Raw genomic sequence first — 18,499 nt, 5'->3', positions numbered from 1 at the left:
AATACCTCAGGCGGCCTGGCCGAGTTCGCCCTTGCCGAAATCTTCCGGGAAATGATCGAGCGCCGACAGCACCGGCAGCGGCGTCATGCTGCCCATGGCGCACAGGGAGCCGTTGACCATGGTGTCGCACAGGTCGCGCAGCAGTTTGATCTGCTGCACGGCGACATGAGATTCCCCGCCGACGATCTTGTCGATCACCTCTACCCCGCGGGTGGAGCCGATGCGGCAAGGCGTGCATTTGCCGCAGGATTCGATCGCGCAGAATTCCATCGCATATCGGGCTTGCTTCGCCATGTCGACGCTGTCGTCAAACACCACAATGCCGCCATGCCCCAGCATGCCGCCGACCGCCGCCATGGCTTCGTAGTCGAGCTTGGTGTCGAACAGCGACGGCGGCAGGTAGGGGCCCAGCGGGCCGCCGACCTGCACCGCGCGGATAGGCTTGCCGCTGGCGGTGCCGCCGCCAAAATCTTGCAGCAGCTCGCGCAGGGTTACGCCGAAGGCTTTTTCCACCAACCCGCCGCGGCGGATGTTGCCGGCCAGCTGCATCGGCAGCGTGCCCAGCGAACGGCCCATGCCATAGTTCTTGTAGAAGGCGGCGCCGCGCGCCAGGATGATAGGCACAGAAGCCAGCGAGATCACATTGTTGATCACGGTCGGCTGGCCGAACAGACCCTCGATGGCGGGCAGCGGCGGCTTGGCGCGCACCACGCCGCGCTTGCCTTCCAGGCTTTCCAGCAAGGCGGTTTCTTCGCCGCAGATGTAGGCGCCGGCGCCCTTGCGCACTTCCAGATGGAAGCTGCTGGCCGAGCCGAGGATGTTGTCGCCGAGATAGTTGGCGCCGGTCGCCGTGGCGATGGCCTGGTTCAGTGCCGCGATGGCATGCGGATATTCCGAGCGGACGTAAATATATCCACGCGTGGCGCCCACTGCCAGCGCGGCAATCGTCATGCCCTCGATCAGCATGAAGGGATCGTCTTCCATCACCATGCGATCCGAGAACGTGCCGGAATCGCCTTCATCGGCATTGCAGACGACGTATTTTTGCGTAGCGGCGGTTGCAGCTACCGTCTTCCATTTGATCCCGGTGGGAAAAGCGGCGCCGCCGCGGCCGCGCAAGCCGGAATCCAGCACTTCCTGCACTAGCGCCGCCCCCGGCATGGTGAGGGCGCGCCGCAGCCCGGCATAGCCTTCATGCCCCAGGTAGTCTGGCAGCGAGAGCGGATCGGTAATGCCGACCCGGGCAAAGGTCAGGCGCTCCTGCTTTTTCAGATAAGGTATTTCTTCCACCAGCCCCAGGGCGGAACTGTGCTGGGCGCCGCTGAGGAAACCGGCGTCGAACAGCCCGGCGACATCGTCGGATTCGACCGGACCGTAACCGATGCGCCCGGCCGCAGTCGCCACCTCGACCAGCGGCTCCAGCCAGAACATGCCGCGCGAGCCGTTGCGCACCAGATTGATGCTGATGCCGCGCTGCGCCGCCTGCTGCGCGATGGCCGCGGCGACCTGGTCGGCGCCGAGCGCCAGCGCGGTTGAATCGCGCGGGACATAAATGGTGACCGGGGCGTTCAGGGCGCTCATTGCACACCTCGCTTGGCGCGCAGCGCGCGATTGAATTTGTCGTTGCTGACGCGGGCATGCAGATCGTCATCGATCTGCATGTTCGGGCCGCAGGCGCATTGGCCCAGGCAATACACCGGCTCCAGCGTGAACTGGCCATCGCTGCTGGTGCCGTGGAAGTCGCAGCCTAGGGCCGCCTTGGCGTGCGCCGCCAGCGCATCGGCGCCGACTGCCTGGCAGGCTTCGGCGCGGCAGATCTGGACGATGTGGCGGCCTGCCGGCTGCTGGCGGAAATGGTGATAGAAGCTGATCACGCCGTGCACTTCGGCACGCGAGAGATTCAGCTCGTCGGCGATCAGCGGCACCGCCGACGGCGGCACATGGCCGAGCGCGTCCTGGATCGCATGCAGCACAGGCAGCATGGCGCCAGGCAGCGTCTTGAATTCTTGAATGATGGATCTGACGCTATCCAGATCACCGGTTGGTTGCAACGCTTCTGCGGGAACCTGCGTATGGTTTTGCATGTTGATGACAGTCTCCTCTCGGTTGTACTTCTTCAATACAACATCACGACGGCTAACTTATAGTACTTGTTTTCTTGTCATAAGCAGGCTGCGGCAAACCATGGCCGCAGCCTACAAATTCCTGCAGAGCCGGGAAAATAACTCGGCGGCTCGACTATCTTGATGCCGCGTCCAGGTCAAGCAATCCTTGCCCGTACAAATCGCTATTTGCGTAGACGCCTGTTCGGTTGGCTGTCTGCAGCAGGCGATCGCGCAACTGTTGCGTAGTCATCTCTGGAAACCTGCTTTTCAGCGCCGCCAGCGCACCCGCAACCATCGCTACAGCCGCCGATGTCGCTGTCGCTTCCGAATAAGCACCGTCTCTATCTGTCGTCAACAGACCATTGCCCTTTCCTCCATCGCCGCCCGGTGCCGCAATGCACCAGTTGCGGGCGATGCCACATGCATTTGCTTTATCGGTAATTTTGCTGCCATCGTTTCTTACGGCGGTGACCGCCAGCCAGCCTTTTTCAATGCCCTCCACAAGATAAGGCAATCCAGCCTCCATCAAGGGCTCGCGGCGTATTTCATTTCCGGTAGGGAAGACAAATACAACATCCTTGCCGGTCAAATCCTTGGCCACAGCCAGTGAATCCGGCATCAACTGCCGGTAATGCGATTCACTCAACAAGTGCGCATCAAGTGCATTGCTCCACGAATTGCTCAGAATACGCACACCTTGCGCATAGGAATCCGTCCATGCGCGAGCAATCTGATCGTCTGACTCAAAAGGCTCCGTCCGTCTATCACACCGATCCTTACAACTGGCGCCGAATTGCATCGGCAAAATCTTCGCATCGTAGGCGACGCCATGCATCCCCCGATAATCCCTGTTCGCGGCAATCAAGCCAGCCATCTTGGTGCCGTGATTCAAGGGATCGTCCACCACGCGCGCTACATCTTCGATATAGTTGTAACCCGGTCCGGCGAGACGATTTGCAAATTCCTGATGACTCGGCATCAGTCCCGAATCGATCACCGCTACCGTCACCCCGGCCCCCGTCCCGCCACGTTCGTACAACGCTGCCGCCTTGACCACTGCAAGGCCAGGCTGCGCCAGATATTCGGGTGTCGCGAAAGAACGGTCCGCCGGCTCGCGTGCTGTGGAACAAGACAGCACTCCAAAAATACATGTAAAAACAATGACGCTCTTCATGACCACTCCTCATTTTTAGAAACCGCACTCGTCCAGGCTGTTGTCGGACGATGCAGATGGCAAATGCCTCGTCCGCCGCTTGTTCAAAATCTTGCTGGAACAATAGAACGAGTTGCCACATACGGGGAAAGATCCCGCACTTCCAAAAACATAAGAATGTACCTAGGTCACTGCTTGCATGGCGTACTGCGACATACGCCATGCTATCGCTTGTCCTTCCTTATTTGAACAATATTGCCGATTTTTGCAACGTAATCGAAATCCCCCAGACCAGCGGAATGATGACCGCGGCCCACGACAGCCACAACAGCGCAGGACTGCCGCCGCTGCCGATGCGCGCCATCACTTCCGGCGGCAGCACTGCCTCGCCCTTGGCCGAAGCCTGCTCGTGCGCCAGCTGCTTTTCGCGCGCCAGTTCTTCCGGCGTCATGAAATGCTTGGCTGCGATCGGACGGATCATCAGGTTGCACAGCAAGCCCAGCACCAGCATCCCCGCCAGGATGTACATGGTGGTGTTGTAAACCGATTCACGCGGCATGCCCAGGCCGAGCTGGTACTCGCGCATGTAGTTCACCACTACCGGTCCGAGAATCCCGGCGGTCGCCCAGGCAGTCAGCAGACGGCCGTGGATCGCGCCCACCATCTGGGTGCCGAACAAGTCCGCCAGATAAGCCGGCACGGTAGCAAACCCGCCGCCGTACATCGACAGGATCAGGCACACCGCCGCCACGAACAAAGCCACGCTGCCAGTCGTGCCGGACCAAGGCAGGCTTACATACAGCACAAAGCCAAGTACAAAGAACACCACATACGTCATCTTGCGCCCGATGTAATCCGAGCAGCTGGCCCAGACGAAGCGGCCGCCGATATTGAACAGGCTGATCAGGCCGGTAAAGCCCGCGGCAATCGCCGCAATCGCCTTCACCTGGTCGCCCGACAATTCGGAAAACTTCGTGGCGACGCCGAGCAGGTGGCCGCCGAACATCTCCTGCAGCATCGGCGACGCCATGCCGATCACGCCGATGCCTGCCGATACGTTCAGGCACAGCACCAGCCATACCAGCCAGAACTGCGGAATGCCCCAGACTTTGCTGGCATGCACGTGGTTCTGCGTGATCATGGCGTTGCTGCTGGCCGCCGGCGGGGTCCAGCCGGCCGGTTTCCAGCCGCTGGGCGGAATCCGGTAGCCGAAAGCGCCTGCCATCATGAACACCAGGTAAATCAAAGCCATCACCACAAACGTCTGCCACACGCCGACCGAGGCATCGGTCGCGAAATGCTTCATCAGCTTGTCCGCCAGCGGGCTGCCGATCAGCGCGCCGCCGCCGAAACCCATGATCGCCATGCCGGTCGCCATGCCGCGGCGGTCCGGAAACCATTTGATCAGGGTCGACACCGGCGAGATATATCCCAGGCCAAGGCCGACGCCGCCGATCAGGCCGGAGCCCAGCCAGATCAGCCAGATCTGATGCTCATAAACGCCCAGCGCCGAAATCAGCAGGCCGCCGCACCAGCACAGCGCGGCTACGAATCCAGCCTTGCGCGGACCCACGTGTTCCAGCCAGCCGCCCCAGATTGCCGCCGAGGTTCCCAGCAAGACGAAGAACATGGTGAAAATCCAGCCGAGCATCGAAATCTTCCAGTCGCAATTGCTGGCGAATATTTCGGCAAAAAAACTCATGTCCTTGGCACAGACCACCGACTCCTTGATGCCGATCGCCTTCGACAGCGGCAGCCAGAACACCGAAAAACCATAAGCCATGCCAATACACAGATGTATCGCCAACGCCGCCGGCGGCACCAGCCAGCGGTTGAAGCCCGGACCTGCAATGGTCCGTTGTTTGTCTAAAAACCCCATCAAATTCCCCCCGGAAATGAAAAAGTATTATATGTACCATAGGTAATTGCTTACATATAGTTTTATGCGCGAAATATTTTCATTTCCCTTGCACCATCAAAAAATATCACTAGCAGCGCGCATACTCAATAGGCTATATTTTGCATAATGTTTAAAGTCAAAATCAAACCGCACTGGGAAATCTCGCGCGACGCCGAGCAGCCGCTGGATACCGCCGTGCTGCTGGCGTTGCTGACGGCGATCCAGGAAACCGGCTCGATCGCCAATGCCGCCAAGCAGATCGGCAGTTCCTACCGGCACGCCTGGGGCTTGCTGCGGGAAGCGGAAACGATGTTCGGCCACCCCTTGATACAAACCGGCCGCGGGCGGGGCAGCGAATTGCTGCCGCTGGCGGAAAAACTGATCTGGGCCGATCGCCGCATCGCGGCGCGGCTGTCGCCGACGCTGGAAAGCCTGGCGTCGGAACTGGAAGGCGAATTGAGCAAGGCGGTCAGCGTCCAGCCGCAGGTGATCCGGCTCAACGCCAGCCATGGCTTTGCCGTGGCGGCGCTGCTCAACCAGTTGAACGAACAGCATTTGCCGGTGGAACTGCGCTATCGCAACAGCGCCGATGCGGTGGCGGCGCTGGCGCGCGAGGAATGCGACCTGGCCGGCTTTCACGTGCCGCTGGGAGAATTTGAAGAAGCCGCGGTGGCCGGCTACAGCCATTGGCTGGACAAGCACAAGCATTGCCTGATCCACCTGGCGGTGCGCAACCAGGGCTTGATGGTCGCGCCCGGCAATCCGAAGCATATAGTCAGCCTGGCCGACCTCAGCCGCGACGGCGTGCTGTTCGTCAATCGCCAGCCGGGTTCAGGCACCCGCATGCTGCTGGAGCTGATGCTGTCGCGGCAAGGCTTGTCGCCGACCGCCATCGACGGTTTCGAGACCGCGGAATTCACGCACTCGGCAATTGCCGCCTTCATCGCCAGCGGCATGGCCGATGTCGGCTTCGGGGTCCAGACCGCCGCCGAACGCTTCGGCCTGGACTTCATCCCCCTGATCCGCGAACGCTACTTCTTTGCGGTGCCGATCAGCACCATGAAAGATCCTTTGATGCAGCAGGTCATCGACATCCTGCAATCAGCCTCGTTCCGCGCCATCGTCAACCAGCTGCACGGCTACGACGGCAACGCCACCGGCGAGATCCTGCCACTTGCCAAGGCCTTCAAGAGCCTGCGCTAAGGGCACTAAGGGCCTGCATACGCGCCAGGCCCGTGGCAATCGGCCGCTGCAGACAGCCCGGCAATTCCTGGCTGGACCGGGCGCTGGCCGCCAGGCTGGGTTCCAGCGTCGGGGTCAAGCTGCGAGACATCTATTTATTTCCGTGCCGCATGAACCGCAGGGGGCTTTTATGCGCAATGATTTATATAAATCATTGTGAAATGCAAAGATGAATCTAAAATAGCGGATTATTTCTAGCAATATTGCCAAAACAATAATTTCATACCGGGGCAGCGTGCCATGGCCGGCAACTGTTCCCGGGAAACCATTTCGTTGTTGATATAAATCGAACCAATCGAACGAATTTAACGAATCGAACGAATTGAACACTTTACCGATATTTACAGGAGATATTCAATGAAACGAATTTTCAATCTGAGTCTGTGCGTGCTGTCCGCCGCGCTATTGCTGGCTGCCTGCGGCAAGCAAGAGCCGAAAACCGCGGCCGTGGCCGAACCCAAGGAATACCTGGTCGGCGCCGAAGCGACTTTTGCGCCGTTTGAATACCAGAATGAACAGAAGGAAATCGTCGGCTTCGATGTCGACGTCATGAACGCCATCGCCGACAAGGGCGGTTTCAAGATCAAGTTCGTCAACACGCCGTTTGAAGGCATCTTCAACTTCCTGGCGCAGGGCGACCGCGACCTGCTGGCGTCAGCCATCACCATCACCGACGAACGCAAGCAGACGGTCGACTTTTCCGAACCTTACTTTGAAGCGAATCAGCTGATCGTGGTGCCGAAGGATTCCAAGGTCACCAAATTCACCGACCTCAAGAGCATGAAGGTAGGCGTGCAAAGCGCCACCACCGGCGATGAAATCGTGCAAAAGGAACTGGGCAAGAGCAATCCGAACATCAAGCGCCTGGAATCGGCGACGCTGGTGATGAAGGAGTTGGAAGGCGGCGGCGTCGAGGCTGTGGTTTCCGACAATGGCGTGATCAAGAATTACATCAAGAACAACCCGTCCGAAGGTTTCCGCTTCATCTCCGATCCGGCCTTCCCTAAAGAGTATTACGGCATCGCCGTCAAGAAAGGCAATGCGGAACTGCTGGCCAAGGTCAACAAGGGACTGACGGCAATCAAGGCCGACGGCACCTACGACAAGATCTACGCCAAGTATTTCGCCGATACAGCCAAATAAGCCGGGAGCTAAAATGAAACAACGATATCTTCCCGCGCTGGCGCTGCTGTGTTCGCTGGCTGTGCTGACTGCCTGCGGCAAAAAAGAAGCATCCTCGGCCACGGCTGCGGCCGCCACTGAATACGTGGTCGGCGCAGACGGCGCTTATGCCCCCTTCGCATCCGAGAATGAACAAAAGGAACTGGTCGGCTTCGATGTCGAGATCATGAAAGCGGTGGCCGACAAGGCCGGCATCAAGGTCAAGATCGTCAATACGCCGTTCGACGGCCTGTTCAATGCGCTGGCCCAGGGCGACCGCGACATCCTGATTTCCACCATCACGATCAACGACCAGCGCAAGCAAAGCATGGATTTCTCCGAGCCCTACTTCGTGGCCAAGCAGCTGATCGTGCTGCCGGCCAGTTCCAAGGTCGCCAAGTTCGAAGACCTGAAAGCCCAGAAAATCGGCGTCCAGAGCGGCACCACCGCGGATGAAGCGGCGCAGAACCTGGTCGGCAAGAACAGCCCTAGCGTCAAGCGCTTCGAATCGATGCCGCTGGCGTTCCAGGAGCTGGAAGGCGGCGGCGTCGATGCCGTGGTCGGCGACAATGGCGTGGTCACCAATTTCGTCAAGAACAATCCGGGCAAGAATTTCCGCATCGTCAACGATCCGGCTTTCCCCAAAGAGTACTACGGCATCGCGGTCAAGAAGGGCAACAGCGAACTGCTGGCCAAGCTCAACCACGGCCTGGAACTGATCAAGGCAGACGGCACGCAGGACCGGATCTACAAGAAATATTTCGCGGACGAGAAACTGTAGACCGGCTCGGCGCCCCAGCTACGCGCCCCGGCCACGTCATTCCCGCGAACGCGGGAATGACGGAATGTCGAGAGATTGCTTGTAATACCAACGCTGAATCCGACCTTAGTCGACTTATTTTTGCGAGTACACCATGAAAAAATTGTTAAGCCGCTATCTGCCGCTGTGCGCCCTGAGCTTGAGCCTGCTCGCCCTCGGTGCCTGCGGAAAAAAGGAAGAGGCGCCGGTCGCGGCAGCCAAGCAAACCCTGTTTGTCGTCGGGGTGGAATCGGCTTACGCACCGTTTTCCGCGGAAAACGAAAAGAAGGAAGTGGTCGGTTTCGACATCGACCTGATGAAGGCGATCGCGGCCAAAATCGGCATCGAGGTGAAATTCATCCCGACGCCGTTTGAAGGGATCTTCAATTTCCTGGCGCAGGGCGACCGCGACCTGCTGATTTCAGCCATCACCATTACCGATGAACGCAAGCAGACGGTGGACTTTTCGACGCCTTATTTCGAAGCCAGCCAGTTGATCGCCGTCCCCCAAGGCAATGCCTCGGTCAAGCAGTTCAGCGACCTGAAGAGCCTGAAGATCGGCGTGCAAAGCGCCACCACCGGCGACGAAGTGGTGCAGAACCTGGTCGGCAAGAACAACCCCAGCATCAAGCGTTTCGATTCCACCACGCTGGCCTTGAAGGAACTCGAAAGCGGCGGTGTCGATGCCGTGGTGGCCGACGATCCGGTGGTGCGGAATTACATTACCAACAATCCGTCCGCCAGCTTCCGCGTGGTGACCGACGCCAGCTTCCCGAAAGAGTATTACGGCATCGCGGTACGCAAAGGCAATACCGAACTGCTGGAGAAAATCAACAAGGGGCTGGCCGACGTCAAGGCGGATGGCAGCTTCGACAAGATCAACCAGAAATATTTTGGCAATGCCAAGTAATTGCGCTGCCAGCCCGCAGACTGCCGTTTTTTGGCGGTCTGCGGCAACTACGGTATAATTTTCCGCTAATTTTTTAATATCCTTATGCGCAGCCTGGCGAATGCCGGTCCCGGCTTGCGTGTCCGTCTTCATCCTCGCATCATTTCTTCTCAATAATTTATGGATTTCCGCTGGAGCATCATACAAGGCTACGCGCCGCTATTCGTCAAAGGCTTCTTCATGACGCTGCAGGTCGCCGTGATCAGTATCATCATCGGCACCATCCTCGGATTATTTCTAGGCATGCTGCGCCTGGCTGAAGTCAAGCAGGGGCCATGGAAGTGGCCCTTCCGCGTGCTCAAGGGCCTGGCCAGCTTCTACGTGGCCTTCTTCCGCGGCACGCCGCTGTTCGTGCAGATCCTGCTGATCCACTTCGCCGTGATGCCGGTGCTGATTCATCAGGACAACGGCTTGTTGATTTCCGGCGAACTGGCGCGCACCATCAAGCAAGACTACGGCGCTTTCATCTCCGGCGTGGTGGCCTTGTCGCTGAACGCCGGCGCCTATATTTCCGAGATTTTCCGCGCCGGCATCCAGTCCATCGACCGCGGCCAGAGCTATGCCGCATCCAGCCTCGGCATGGGCTATAAGCTGACCATGCGCTACGTGGTGCTGCCGCAGGCGTTCCGCCGCATGCTGCCGCCGCTCGGCAATGAAGCCATCACCCTGCTCAAGGATTCCTCGCTGGTGTCCGCCATCGGCCTGGCCGAACTGGCTTATGCGGCGCGCACCGTGGCCGGCGCCTATTCGCGTTACTGGGAGCCGTACATCACCATTTCCGTGGTGTATTTCGCCATGACGATGATACTGGCGACGCTGGTGGGCCGGCTGGAAAAGAAATACGCGGCGCCGCATCATCGCTGATCGCCTCCTGTCCTGAATTGAAAAAGCCCTTATTTCCTGTCATGAAATAAGGGCTTTTTTGTCGCTAGTCGATTTCCCACAAGCGCCCGTCCACCGTCAGCAGCGCTGTACGCAGGCGCCTGTCGGCAAACACGGGCTGGGCCGCCTGCCGGTAGCTGCGCAGCTGGGCGGTATAGGCCGCCCGTTCGTTGTCGAGCAGATTGCGCTTGTAGTCCAAGATCCAGACCTCGTTCTCGAACACCACCACGCGGTCGAAACGCAGCACGGCGTCATCGGCGATGATTTCCATTTCATTGCGCGCATGCAGGTGCAGGGCCGGATTGAAGAAATGTTCCAGCTCGCTTTGCCCCAGGATGGTCTGCGCCTGCAACCGGACCTGCCTTGCCAGCATCAGCGGACATGGCAGCCAGCGCGCGATCGTCTCGGCGGACGGCAGCACTACCGGCCATTGCCCGTGCTGGGTGACTCTTTCCAGCAAGCCGTGCAAGGCAATTCCTTCGGCGATCGCCTGGCTGTCGAAAGTGGCGGCGACAGCAGCCGGCGGCGGCGGCAGCTGAGGCGGGTCGAAGATCTCTTGCTGAAAGCGCTGGACGTCGCTGGCGGCCTCGGCATGTTCCGCAATGGCATCGATGGCTGTCTCCGGCACCTGCTCCAGCCGCGCATACCAGCTGTCTTCGGTGACGCCGCCGCTTCTGCCGGCAACGCCGCTGATGATCAGCAGTTGCTTGGCGCGGGTGGTGGCGACGTACAGCAAGTTCCAGTCTTCCTGTGTCTTGAAGCCCTCTTCCGCCGCGAACAGCGGATCGCGCGCAGCGCCGCGTTCGGCACTGCTGCCGAAGGCCGAAAAATGCCGGGGCGCTTCCGCATCCTGCGGCCAGTCGCACAGGATGCCGTAGTCGTCGCGCGCGGGCTTGCTGTGATTGGCGTCAAGCAGCGCCACCACCGGCGCTTCCAGACCCTTGGCGCTGTGCACGGTGAGGATGCGTACGGCGTCGGTGGCGGCAGCTATGCTGGCTTCATCGGGCGCATCGCCGCCAGCGGCATTTTGCAGGGCGCGCAAGGCGTCGATGAATTTCGGCAGGCTGGGATAGCGGCCGGCATCCATGTTCAGGGCCAGCTCGACAAAGGTTTCGATATTGCCGATGGCCTGGCTGCGCGACAGCGGCGCCGCCGCCTGGGCGTAACGCGCCAGCAGCTGGCCTTGGTGCAGGATCTGGTCGAGCAGGTCATGCACCGGCAAACGCGGTGCCGCCAGCAGCCATTGCTCCAGCAAGGCGGCAGCGCGTTGCAGCGCCGGCGCCGCCGCTTCAGCCGCTACCGCGGCGCGCAGGCGCGCCCACCAGCCGCGCTCGCCGCGCTGCGCCAGGGCGATCAGGTCGTCGTCGCCGGCGCCGAAGATCGGCGATTTCAGCACGTGGCCGAGCGCGCGCGCATCGTCCGGCGTAATCAGGAAAGTCAGCAGAGCGATGAGGTCGGAAATTTCCAGCGACTCCAGCAAGCCGCCGCGCTTGTCGGACATGAACGGGATGCCGGCTGCGCGCAAGGCGCTTTCGTAGGCGCCCAGATGGCTGCGCTTCTTCACCAGCAGCATCACATCCGACCAGCGCAAGCCGCGGCTGCCGTTTTCCTGGCGCACGCTCAGTACTTGCCGGGCATGCCACAAGGCTTGCGCCAGTTGCGCTCCTTCGTCGCGGCGGCGCGCATCTTCCGATTCTTCTCGTGCAGTGGTCAGGGGATTGCGCAAGCCTGGCGCGGCTGCGTCATCTGTCGCATCGTCCGATGCTTGCTGGATCAGCGGCAAACGCCACACCGCGCCACCGGCTTCACCCAGTGTGGTTTGCGCTGAAAACAAGGGATTGGCGCGGAAACTGGCGTTCAGCACCTCGACGATGGCGCTGGCATTGCGGCGGGTCTGGTTGGCTTGCAATACCGTGGCGCCCTGCTCCTGCAATAAACTGCGGGCGGCTTCAAACACACGCGGCTCGGCGCGGCGGAAGCGGTAGATCGATTGCTTGGGGTCGCCCACCACAAACACGCTGGGCTGGCCGGCGTCTTCGCCATAGGCGCTGAGCCAGGCGCGCACGATGCTCCATTGCAGCGGGTTGGTGTCCTGGAATTCATCCAGCAGGATATGTTTGTAGCGCGTATCGAGCCGGCTCTGCAGATACGCTGCGCTCTCCGGATTGGTCAACAAGCGGTAAGCCTGCCATTCCAGGTCGGCGAAATCGAACACGCGCTGCTCGGCCTTGAGCGCCTGGTAGCATTCCAGATAGGCATTGCCGACGCTGAACAGATGCTGGTTCATGCTCAGCACCGTGCGCTCGTGGCTGCGCTTGCGCAATAATTGGAGCGCCGCGCCGGTGGCGCCGAACTGCTCGTCGAAGGCATCGAGGGCATCGCTGCCCAGGTTGTTTTCCAGCGCCTTGAGGAAATCCTTGGCCTTGCCGTTGCTGCGCGGCTTGCCGTTATCATCGAAAAACTGATGGCACAAGGCGTCGAAATTCTCCACCGAGGCGCCGGCCGTCAGCGCCATCTCGATCGCGGTTGCGCGTTTCTGGTTGGTGGCCGAACCCTGGCCCAGCAGCCAGGCAATCTGCTTCACTTGCGATGACAATTTCTCGTCTTCCCACAACGACAGGCGGGCGTCGACCTCGGCATCCTCGCCGCACAGTTCGCGCAGCCATTCCAGCGGCACATCGGCACCCTGCCGTATCACGGCCCACCACTCTGCCCGCTTATCGATAAACGCATTGAGCAGCTTCCTGGTGCTGAAATCGCCGGTCAGCTGATACATGGCCAGCAAATCGTCCTTGATTGCGCTGTTCTCTTCATCGTTCAGCGATTGCATGAAACGCAGATAGGCATCGGCCAGCAGTTCGCCGGTTTTTTCGGTCAGGGAGTAACCGTGCGGCACGCCTGAGGCCAGCGGCGCGATCTGCAGCAGCCGCGCAAACCAGCTGTGGAAGGTATCGATCGACAGGCTTTGCGGACTGGCCAGCACACGTTCATACAGACTGCGCGCCGCAGGCAACACCTGCGTCAGCTCTTGCGGCGCGATGCCGCGTTCCAGCAGCAGGCTGCGTACTTTGGCTTCCGGCTGCAGCGCCAGGTCGTGCAGCAGCTCCAGCAGCCGCTCGCGCATTTCCTGCGCCGCCTTGCGGGTAAAGGTAATCGCCAGCAATTCAGACGGCGCTGCGCCGGCCAGCAGCAGGCGCAGCATGCGCGCCACCAGCAGCCAGGTCTTGCCGCTGCCGGCGCAGGCTTCCACTACCACCGAATGCTGGGGATCGCAGGCGGCATTGGTGAAATCCTGGGCTTCGACTACGTTGCCATTCAAGCGGTAGGCGCTCGGTAGAGAAATCGGCGCGCTCATCACCACGCTCCCTTGCGGCACAAGCCGCGCACATCGCAATACTGGCAGACCGACGCGACGCCGTTGGCGGGCAAGCCGACGCCGCCGGCAATCGCCTCGACGTTGATTTTTATCTGCGCCGCCAGCGCGCCTTGCGCCTGCTCATAGTCGGGCGCGCTGACGTCGCCGACCTTGTCCTTGGTCGTCTCCAGCGCAACGTAATGCGCCGAAGACACCGGCCGGTCGGACAGCAAACCGTAGAACGCCAGCTGGTGGTCTTCGTGGTCTTTCAGTTTTTTGTTGAGCGCCAGCAGGTTGTTGGTCTTGTAGTCGAGCACGGCGCGTTCCCCGGCGTCGTTTTCGTCGATGCGGTCGATACGGCCGTGCAAGGTCAGGTCGCGATCCGCCAGCGGCAACAGCTTTTCATAAGCCTGTTCGCCAAACACAAAGCGCCATCCTGCGGCCTCGTGTTCATTCGCCCAGGCCACATACGGCGCGATCACTTTTTGCCAACGCGCGTAATAACCCAGCGCAGCCGCATTCTTGCTGATGACGGCATCGAACAGCTTTTTTGATATGGCCGCCAGCAAGGCTTCGCGCTGCGGCAGCGGCAACGGCTGGTCCCGCAGGGCTTCGTGGTAGGTCTCCAGGATCTCATGCAGCCAGCCGCCGTAATCGCGCTTCTCCGGCAGGTCCGATAGTTCGTCAAGCGAGGCCAGGCCCAGCATGCGGCGTGCAAAGAACTGATAAGGACATGCGATGAAACTGTTGTAGGCGCTGGCGGTCAGCCGGCCTGGCGTCAATTGCGCGGCGGCCGGCGCCGGCATGCGCGATGGCGCCGGCTGCAAATTTTGCACGGCAATCGCCGCCCGCAGCTCTGGCAATGCCGGCGCCGCAACCCGCGCCAGCGCCAACTGCAGGCGCTGGATCCAGGGACTGACCGGGTTCGGTTCGCCATCCTTGTGCGCCTGCCAGGACAGGACCACTTGCGGATTCATGGCCAGCAGTTCGACCACGTCGCGCAGTTGCTGGCGCTGCCGGCTCTCGCGTGTCGCCAGGCCCAGTTCGCGCCGTACGGTGTTGGCGAAGAACAGTGTTTCCTGCGGCTGCGACGGCAGGTGATCGGCGTCCGCGCCGACCATCAGCACGGCATCGAAACTGCGCAGGCGCGCGCCGTTCAGCGGCAACATCACCACCCGACGGTCGTTGATGGCGCTGATGAAGCTGGTGTCGTCGAGTTGCAGGTTGACCAGCGCGCGCCATTCGGGAAAGGAAAACAGCGCCGCATAATCTTGACCCGGATCATTGCCCGGCGGCGCGATGTTCTGCAGCAGTTGCAGGATCTGCTGGCCTGCCGAATCAGCGTTCAAAGCAGCGCTGATGCCCAGCGTATCCAGCGCCGCAGTAGTGGTGGCGATCCAGTCGCGCAGATTCTTGCGGCCGCTGAACAAGCCGGCCTGCTGCGCCAGCAAGGCCACCGCCTTCTGTTCGGCCGGCGCCGCGCTGAGCGCGCCGGTTACCGCACGCCATTCTCCGAGCACGTTGGCGCGCCGCAGCAGCAGTTCTATCTTCATCACCAGCGCCGATTTGTTGGCAATGCTGTCCTGCTCATCCTGTTCGCCGTGCAGCAGATCGGTGGGCGCTGCCTTCAAAACGAACGGCGACTTCAGCAAATCGAGCAAGGCAGTGGTTTCGCCGCGCGCGGCAATCACGTCGAACCAGGCCGAGATGGCTGAGGCGGCGCGGGTGGTCGACAGCTTCCAGCCGGTTTCATCGGCCACATGGATCTGCGCCCGCTCCAGCAAGGCGCGGATGCGCCGCGCCACAACCCGGTCCTGCGCCACGATCGCCAGATTGCTCTTGCCGGCCTGCAGCCAGTCGATCACCATTTGCGCACCCTGCACTGCCTCATCTTCGACGCTCTGCGCTGCGCACAATGCGAGTTCAGTGGAGAGCGCATAATCATGCGTCGCATGTTCCCCCGGCCCGGCCGCGGCTTCCACCATCTCCGGCCAAGCCAGCGCATAAACCGGCAATAAGGCCGGAGCGCGCCAGTCGAGCGTGATCGTCAATACTTGCTGTCGCCGCGCATAGGCATCGAGGAAGGCTTGCTCCAACGGTTCCGGCGCCACCGAACTGATCCAGACCATGGGCTGGCTGGCGCTCTCGGCCAGCTGCAACATTTGGCTGAAGCGGGCGGCGATCGCATCGTCGGCATCCAGCTGGCTTTTCCAGATCGACCACACCAGCTGGGTTTCATCCGACAGCAGCTTGCGCGCATCTGGCGACAATTGTTCCAACGCATGCTGCCAGCGTTGCGCGATCTCGTCGCCATCGCTGCCATCGACTCCATCGCCGCCCGCGTGCAGCGACGGCAGCATAGCCTGCGTCAATTCATCTGATAGCGCTAACAAGGTTTGAGCCAAGGGCAGCAGATCGGTATTGCGACGTGCGGTAAATAATTTTTTCAGCCAGCCGTGCTGGCGCAATTCTGCGTACAGCCGCATCAGGCGCTCGCTGGCCGGCAATACATTCGGCAACGGCGGCATGGTCATCAGCAAACCGGACAGCGTAAAGAATTGCGGCGGCAGGAAAGTCCCGCCCAGCTGCGCGCTCAGTGCGGCTTTCAGCTGCTGGGCATGGGCAAAGGTCGGCAGGATGACGCGCCAATGCGAAAAATCGCGCATGCCATCGTCGCCCGCACGGCAGCTCGCCAGCAGGGCGCTCGCTGCAGCAGGCCAGAAGTTGGCGGAAGGCGCGATGAATATTGACTTTAAGGACATGAGGCTCACTGAAGTGTTGCGGCGATGCGGGCAGCCCCGAAAACTGGCGCACTGGTGCGGGGCCCTTTTTTGCAACAATTACCTGTCATTTTATGCGAGCCCCTCAAAAAATCGCTGCAAAATAAAATCATGCGTCACACTTTTTATTAAAATCGGTTATTATTTAGTGAATATCCCGCCGCAATACCTCTTACCACACCCACAGAAACTTGAATTCGCGCACGGCATCCCCACTTATTCACTAGAATAGGGAACGCCGCAGGCAGCCACCAAGCAGGAATGGTAAGTCGTCTTGGCACACATTGATTATTTTTCCCTCACACTGAGGAAACCATGAGCGAACATATTAAACACACATCCGACGCAGCTTTTGAAGCAGACGTACTCAAATCCGACAAACCGGTCCTGGTCGATTTCTGGGCCGAGTGGTGCGGTCCATGCAAGATGATCGCCCCTATCCTGGAAGAAGTAGCCAAGGAATACGGCGACAAGCTGCAGATCGTCAAGCTGGATGTGGATTCCAACCAGGCAGTCCCGGCCAAGCACGGCATCCGCGGTATCCCGACACTGATCCTGTTCAAGAACGGCGTTCCTGCCGCGCAAAAAGTCGGCGCATTGGCCAAGGGCCAGCTGACTGCATTCATTGATTCGAACATATAACAAGAACCGCGGCGATGCGCCCGCATCGCCGCTTGTGTTTTACTGACTACACCACGCAGTTCCCTCCCCCACCCAATATTTCCCATCCCGGGACACTCATACCTATGCATTTATCTGAATTGAAGGCGTTACACGTCTCCGCCCTGCTAGAAATGGCAATCGGCCTGGACATCGATAACGCAGCGCGTTTGCGCAAACAAGAACTGATGTTCGCGATCCTGAAAAAGCGCGCGAAATCAGGAGAACAGATTTTCGGCGATGGCGCCCTCGAAGTCCTGCCCGACGGCTTTGGCTTCCTGCGCTCGCCCGACGCCAGCTACATGGCGTCCACCGACGACATTTATATCTCGCCTTCGCAAATCCGCCGCTTCAACCTGCATACCGGCGATTCGATCGAAGGTGAAGTGCGCACGCCGAAAGACGGCGAACGCTATTTCGCACTGGTCAAGGTCGACAAGGTCAACGGCGAATCGCCGGAAGCGTCGAAGCACCGCATCCTGTTTGAAAACCTGACGCCGCTGCACCCGAACAAGCCGCTGCCGCTGGAACGCGACATGCGCGGCGAAGAAAACATCACCGGCCGCATCATCGACATGATCGCACCTATCGGCAAAGGCCAGCGCGGCCTGCTGGTGGCGTCGCCGAAATCCGGTAAATCGGTCATGCTGCAGCACATTGCGCATGCGATCACCACCAACCATCCCGACACCGTGATGATCGTCCTGCTGATCGACGAACGTCCGGAAGAAGTGACCGAAATGCAGCGCTCGGTGCGCGGCGAAGTGGTTGCATCCACTTTCGACGAACCGGCCACACGTCACGTACAAGTCGCCGAAATGGTGCTGGAAAAAGCCAAGCGCTTGGTGGAAATGAAAAAAGACGTGGTGATCCTGCTGGACTCGATCACCCGCCTGGCGCGCGCCTACAACACCGTGATCCCTGCCTCCGGCAAGGTGCTGACAGGTGGTGTCGACGCCAACGCGCTGCAACGTCCGAAACGTTTCTTCGGCGCCGCCCGCAACATCGAAGAAGGCGGTTCGCTGACCATCATCGCTACCGCCCTGATCGAAACCGGCAGCCGCATGGATGACGTGATCTACGAAGAATTCAAGGGTACCGGCAACATGGAAGTGCACCTGGAACGCCGCCTCGCCGAGAAACGCGTTTACCCATCGATCAACCTGAACAAGTCCGGCACCCGCCGCGAAGAATTGCTGATCAAGCCTGACCAGCTGCAAAAAATCTGGGTGCTGCGCAAGCTGCTGTACAGCATGGATGAAATCGAAGCGATGGAGTTCATCCTCGACAAGATGAAGTCAACCAAGAACAACGCCGAATTCTTCGACATGATGCGACGCGGCGGCTGATCGAGGCTGAATGTTCCGGTTGCAGCCAGCTGTAACCGGAAGCCCGAAAAATCTGGCCTGCGCAAGCACGCCGGATTTTTTTTCGCGTTGCGAAACGGCGGCAGCGCACTCTTCCTCTGAAGCGGCAGTCAATCGATGCAAATAGTGTTTTTAAGCAACAGATA

Annotated in this window: 13 protein-coding genes; 7 read left to right on the top strand and 6 right to left on the bottom strand. The window is 60.1% G+C overall.

Translation table 11 applies throughout. The features are described from left to right. Positions 1-6: 6 nt before the first annotated feature. From KHU30_RS17800 to KHU30_RS17785, 4 genes are all read right to left on the bottom strand, one after another. Complete coding sequence (locus KHU30_RS17800; protein ID WP_211443965.1) at positions 7-1,581, bottom strand: formate dehydrogenase beta subunit; 1,575 nt, start codon at positions 1,579-1,581, stop codon at positions 7-9. Continuing rightward, a complete protein-coding gene (locus KHU30_RS17795) occupies positions 1,578-2,084 on the bottom strand; it encodes a formate dehydrogenase subunit gamma (protein ID WP_211443964.1) in 507 nt (168 codons plus the stop codon). The genes KHU30_RS17800 and KHU30_RS17795 overlap by 4 nt, the downstream gene beginning before the upstream one ends. Positions 2,085-2,238: 154 nt before the next feature. Beyond that, complete coding sequence (locus KHU30_RS17790) at positions 2,239-3,279, bottom strand: S8 family peptidase (protein ID WP_211443963.1); 1,041 nt, start codon at positions 3,277-3,279, stop codon at positions 2,239-2,241. Positions 3,280-3,499: 220 nt separating this feature from the next. Continuing rightward, positions 3,500-5,137, bottom strand: a complete 1,638-nt coding sequence (locus tag KHU30_RS17785) for an OFA family MFS transporter (protein ID WP_211443962.1) — start codon at positions 5,135-5,137, stop codon at positions 3,500-3,502. Positions 5,138-5,284: 147 nt separating this feature from the next. Between KHU30_RS17785 and KHU30_RS17780 the strand changes: the two genes are divergently transcribed. From KHU30_RS17780 to KHU30_RS17760, 5 genes are all read left to right on the top strand, one after another. Further along, complete coding sequence (locus KHU30_RS17780; protein WP_211443961.1) at positions 5,285-6,361, top strand: substrate-binding domain-containing protein; 1,077 nt, start codon at positions 5,285-5,287, stop codon at positions 6,359-6,361. Between the two features lie 396 nt (positions 6,362-6,757). Beyond that, positions 6,758-7,543 carry a basic amino acid ABC transporter substrate-binding protein gene (locus KHU30_RS17775; RefSeq protein ID WP_211443960.1) on the top strand — a complete coding sequence of 262 codons (786 nt, stop codon included), beginning with the start codon at positions 6,758-6,760 and terminating at the stop codon, positions 7,541-7,543. Positions 7,544-7,556: 13 nt separating this feature from the next. Beyond that, a complete protein-coding gene (locus tag KHU30_RS17770; RefSeq protein WP_211443959.1) occupies positions 7,557-8,342 on the top strand; it encodes a basic amino acid ABC transporter substrate-binding protein in 786 nt (261 codons plus the stop codon). Positions 8,343-8,475: 133 nt separating this feature from the next. Beyond that, on the top strand, positions 8,476-9,270 hold the full coding sequence (locus KHU30_RS17765; RefSeq protein WP_211443958.1) for a basic amino acid ABC transporter substrate-binding protein: 795 nt from the start codon (positions 8,476-8,478) through the stop codon (positions 9,268-9,270). Positions 9,271-9,429: 159 nt separating this feature from the next. Further along, a complete protein-coding gene (locus KHU30_RS17760) occupies positions 9,430-10,173 on the top strand; it encodes an amino acid ABC transporter permease (protein ID WP_211443957.1) in 744 nt (247 codons plus the stop codon). 64 nt (positions 10,174-10,237) lie between these two features. Here KHU30_RS17760 and KHU30_RS17755 read toward each other — a convergent pair whose 3' ends face one another. Next, the gene (locus tag KHU30_RS17755; protein ID WP_211443956.1) at positions 10,238-13,546 is read right to left on the bottom strand and encodes a UvrD-helicase domain-containing protein; all 3,309 of its coding nucleotides are present in this window, start codon (positions 13,544-13,546) and stop codon (positions 10,238-10,240) included. Further along, positions 13,546-16,308: a PD-(D/E)XK nuclease family protein gene (locus tag KHU30_RS17750; protein ID WP_211443955.1), complete on the bottom strand. Its 2,763-nt coding sequence runs from the start codon at positions 16,306-16,308 to the stop codon at positions 13,546-13,548. Before KHU30_RS17750 ends, KHU30_RS17755 begins: the two co-directional genes overlap by 1 nt. A 333-nt stretch (positions 16,309-16,641) precedes the next feature. Between KHU30_RS17750 and trxA the strand changes: the two genes are divergently transcribed. Then, the gene (gene trxA / locus KHU30_RS17745) at positions 16,642-16,968 is read left to right on the top strand and encodes a thioredoxin TrxA (RefSeq protein WP_061532392.1); all 327 of its coding nucleotides are present in this window, start codon (positions 16,642-16,644) and stop codon (positions 16,966-16,968) included. Positions 16,969-17,072: 104 nt separating this feature from the next. Further along, on the top strand, positions 17,073-18,335 hold the full coding sequence (gene rho, locus KHU30_RS17740; RefSeq protein ID WP_014004861.1) for a transcription termination factor Rho: 1,263 nt from the start codon (positions 17,073-17,075) through the stop codon (positions 18,333-18,335). Positions 18,336-18,499: the final 164 nt, after the last annotated feature.

Origin of the sequence: Collimonas humicola, from assembly GCF_018304945.1 — a bacterium.
GTDB classification, from domain to species: domain Bacteria; phylum Pseudomonadota; class Gammaproteobacteria; order Burkholderiales; family Burkholderiaceae_D; genus Collimonas; species Collimonas humicola.
This window is presented reverse-complemented; position numbering and strand designations above follow the sequence as displayed.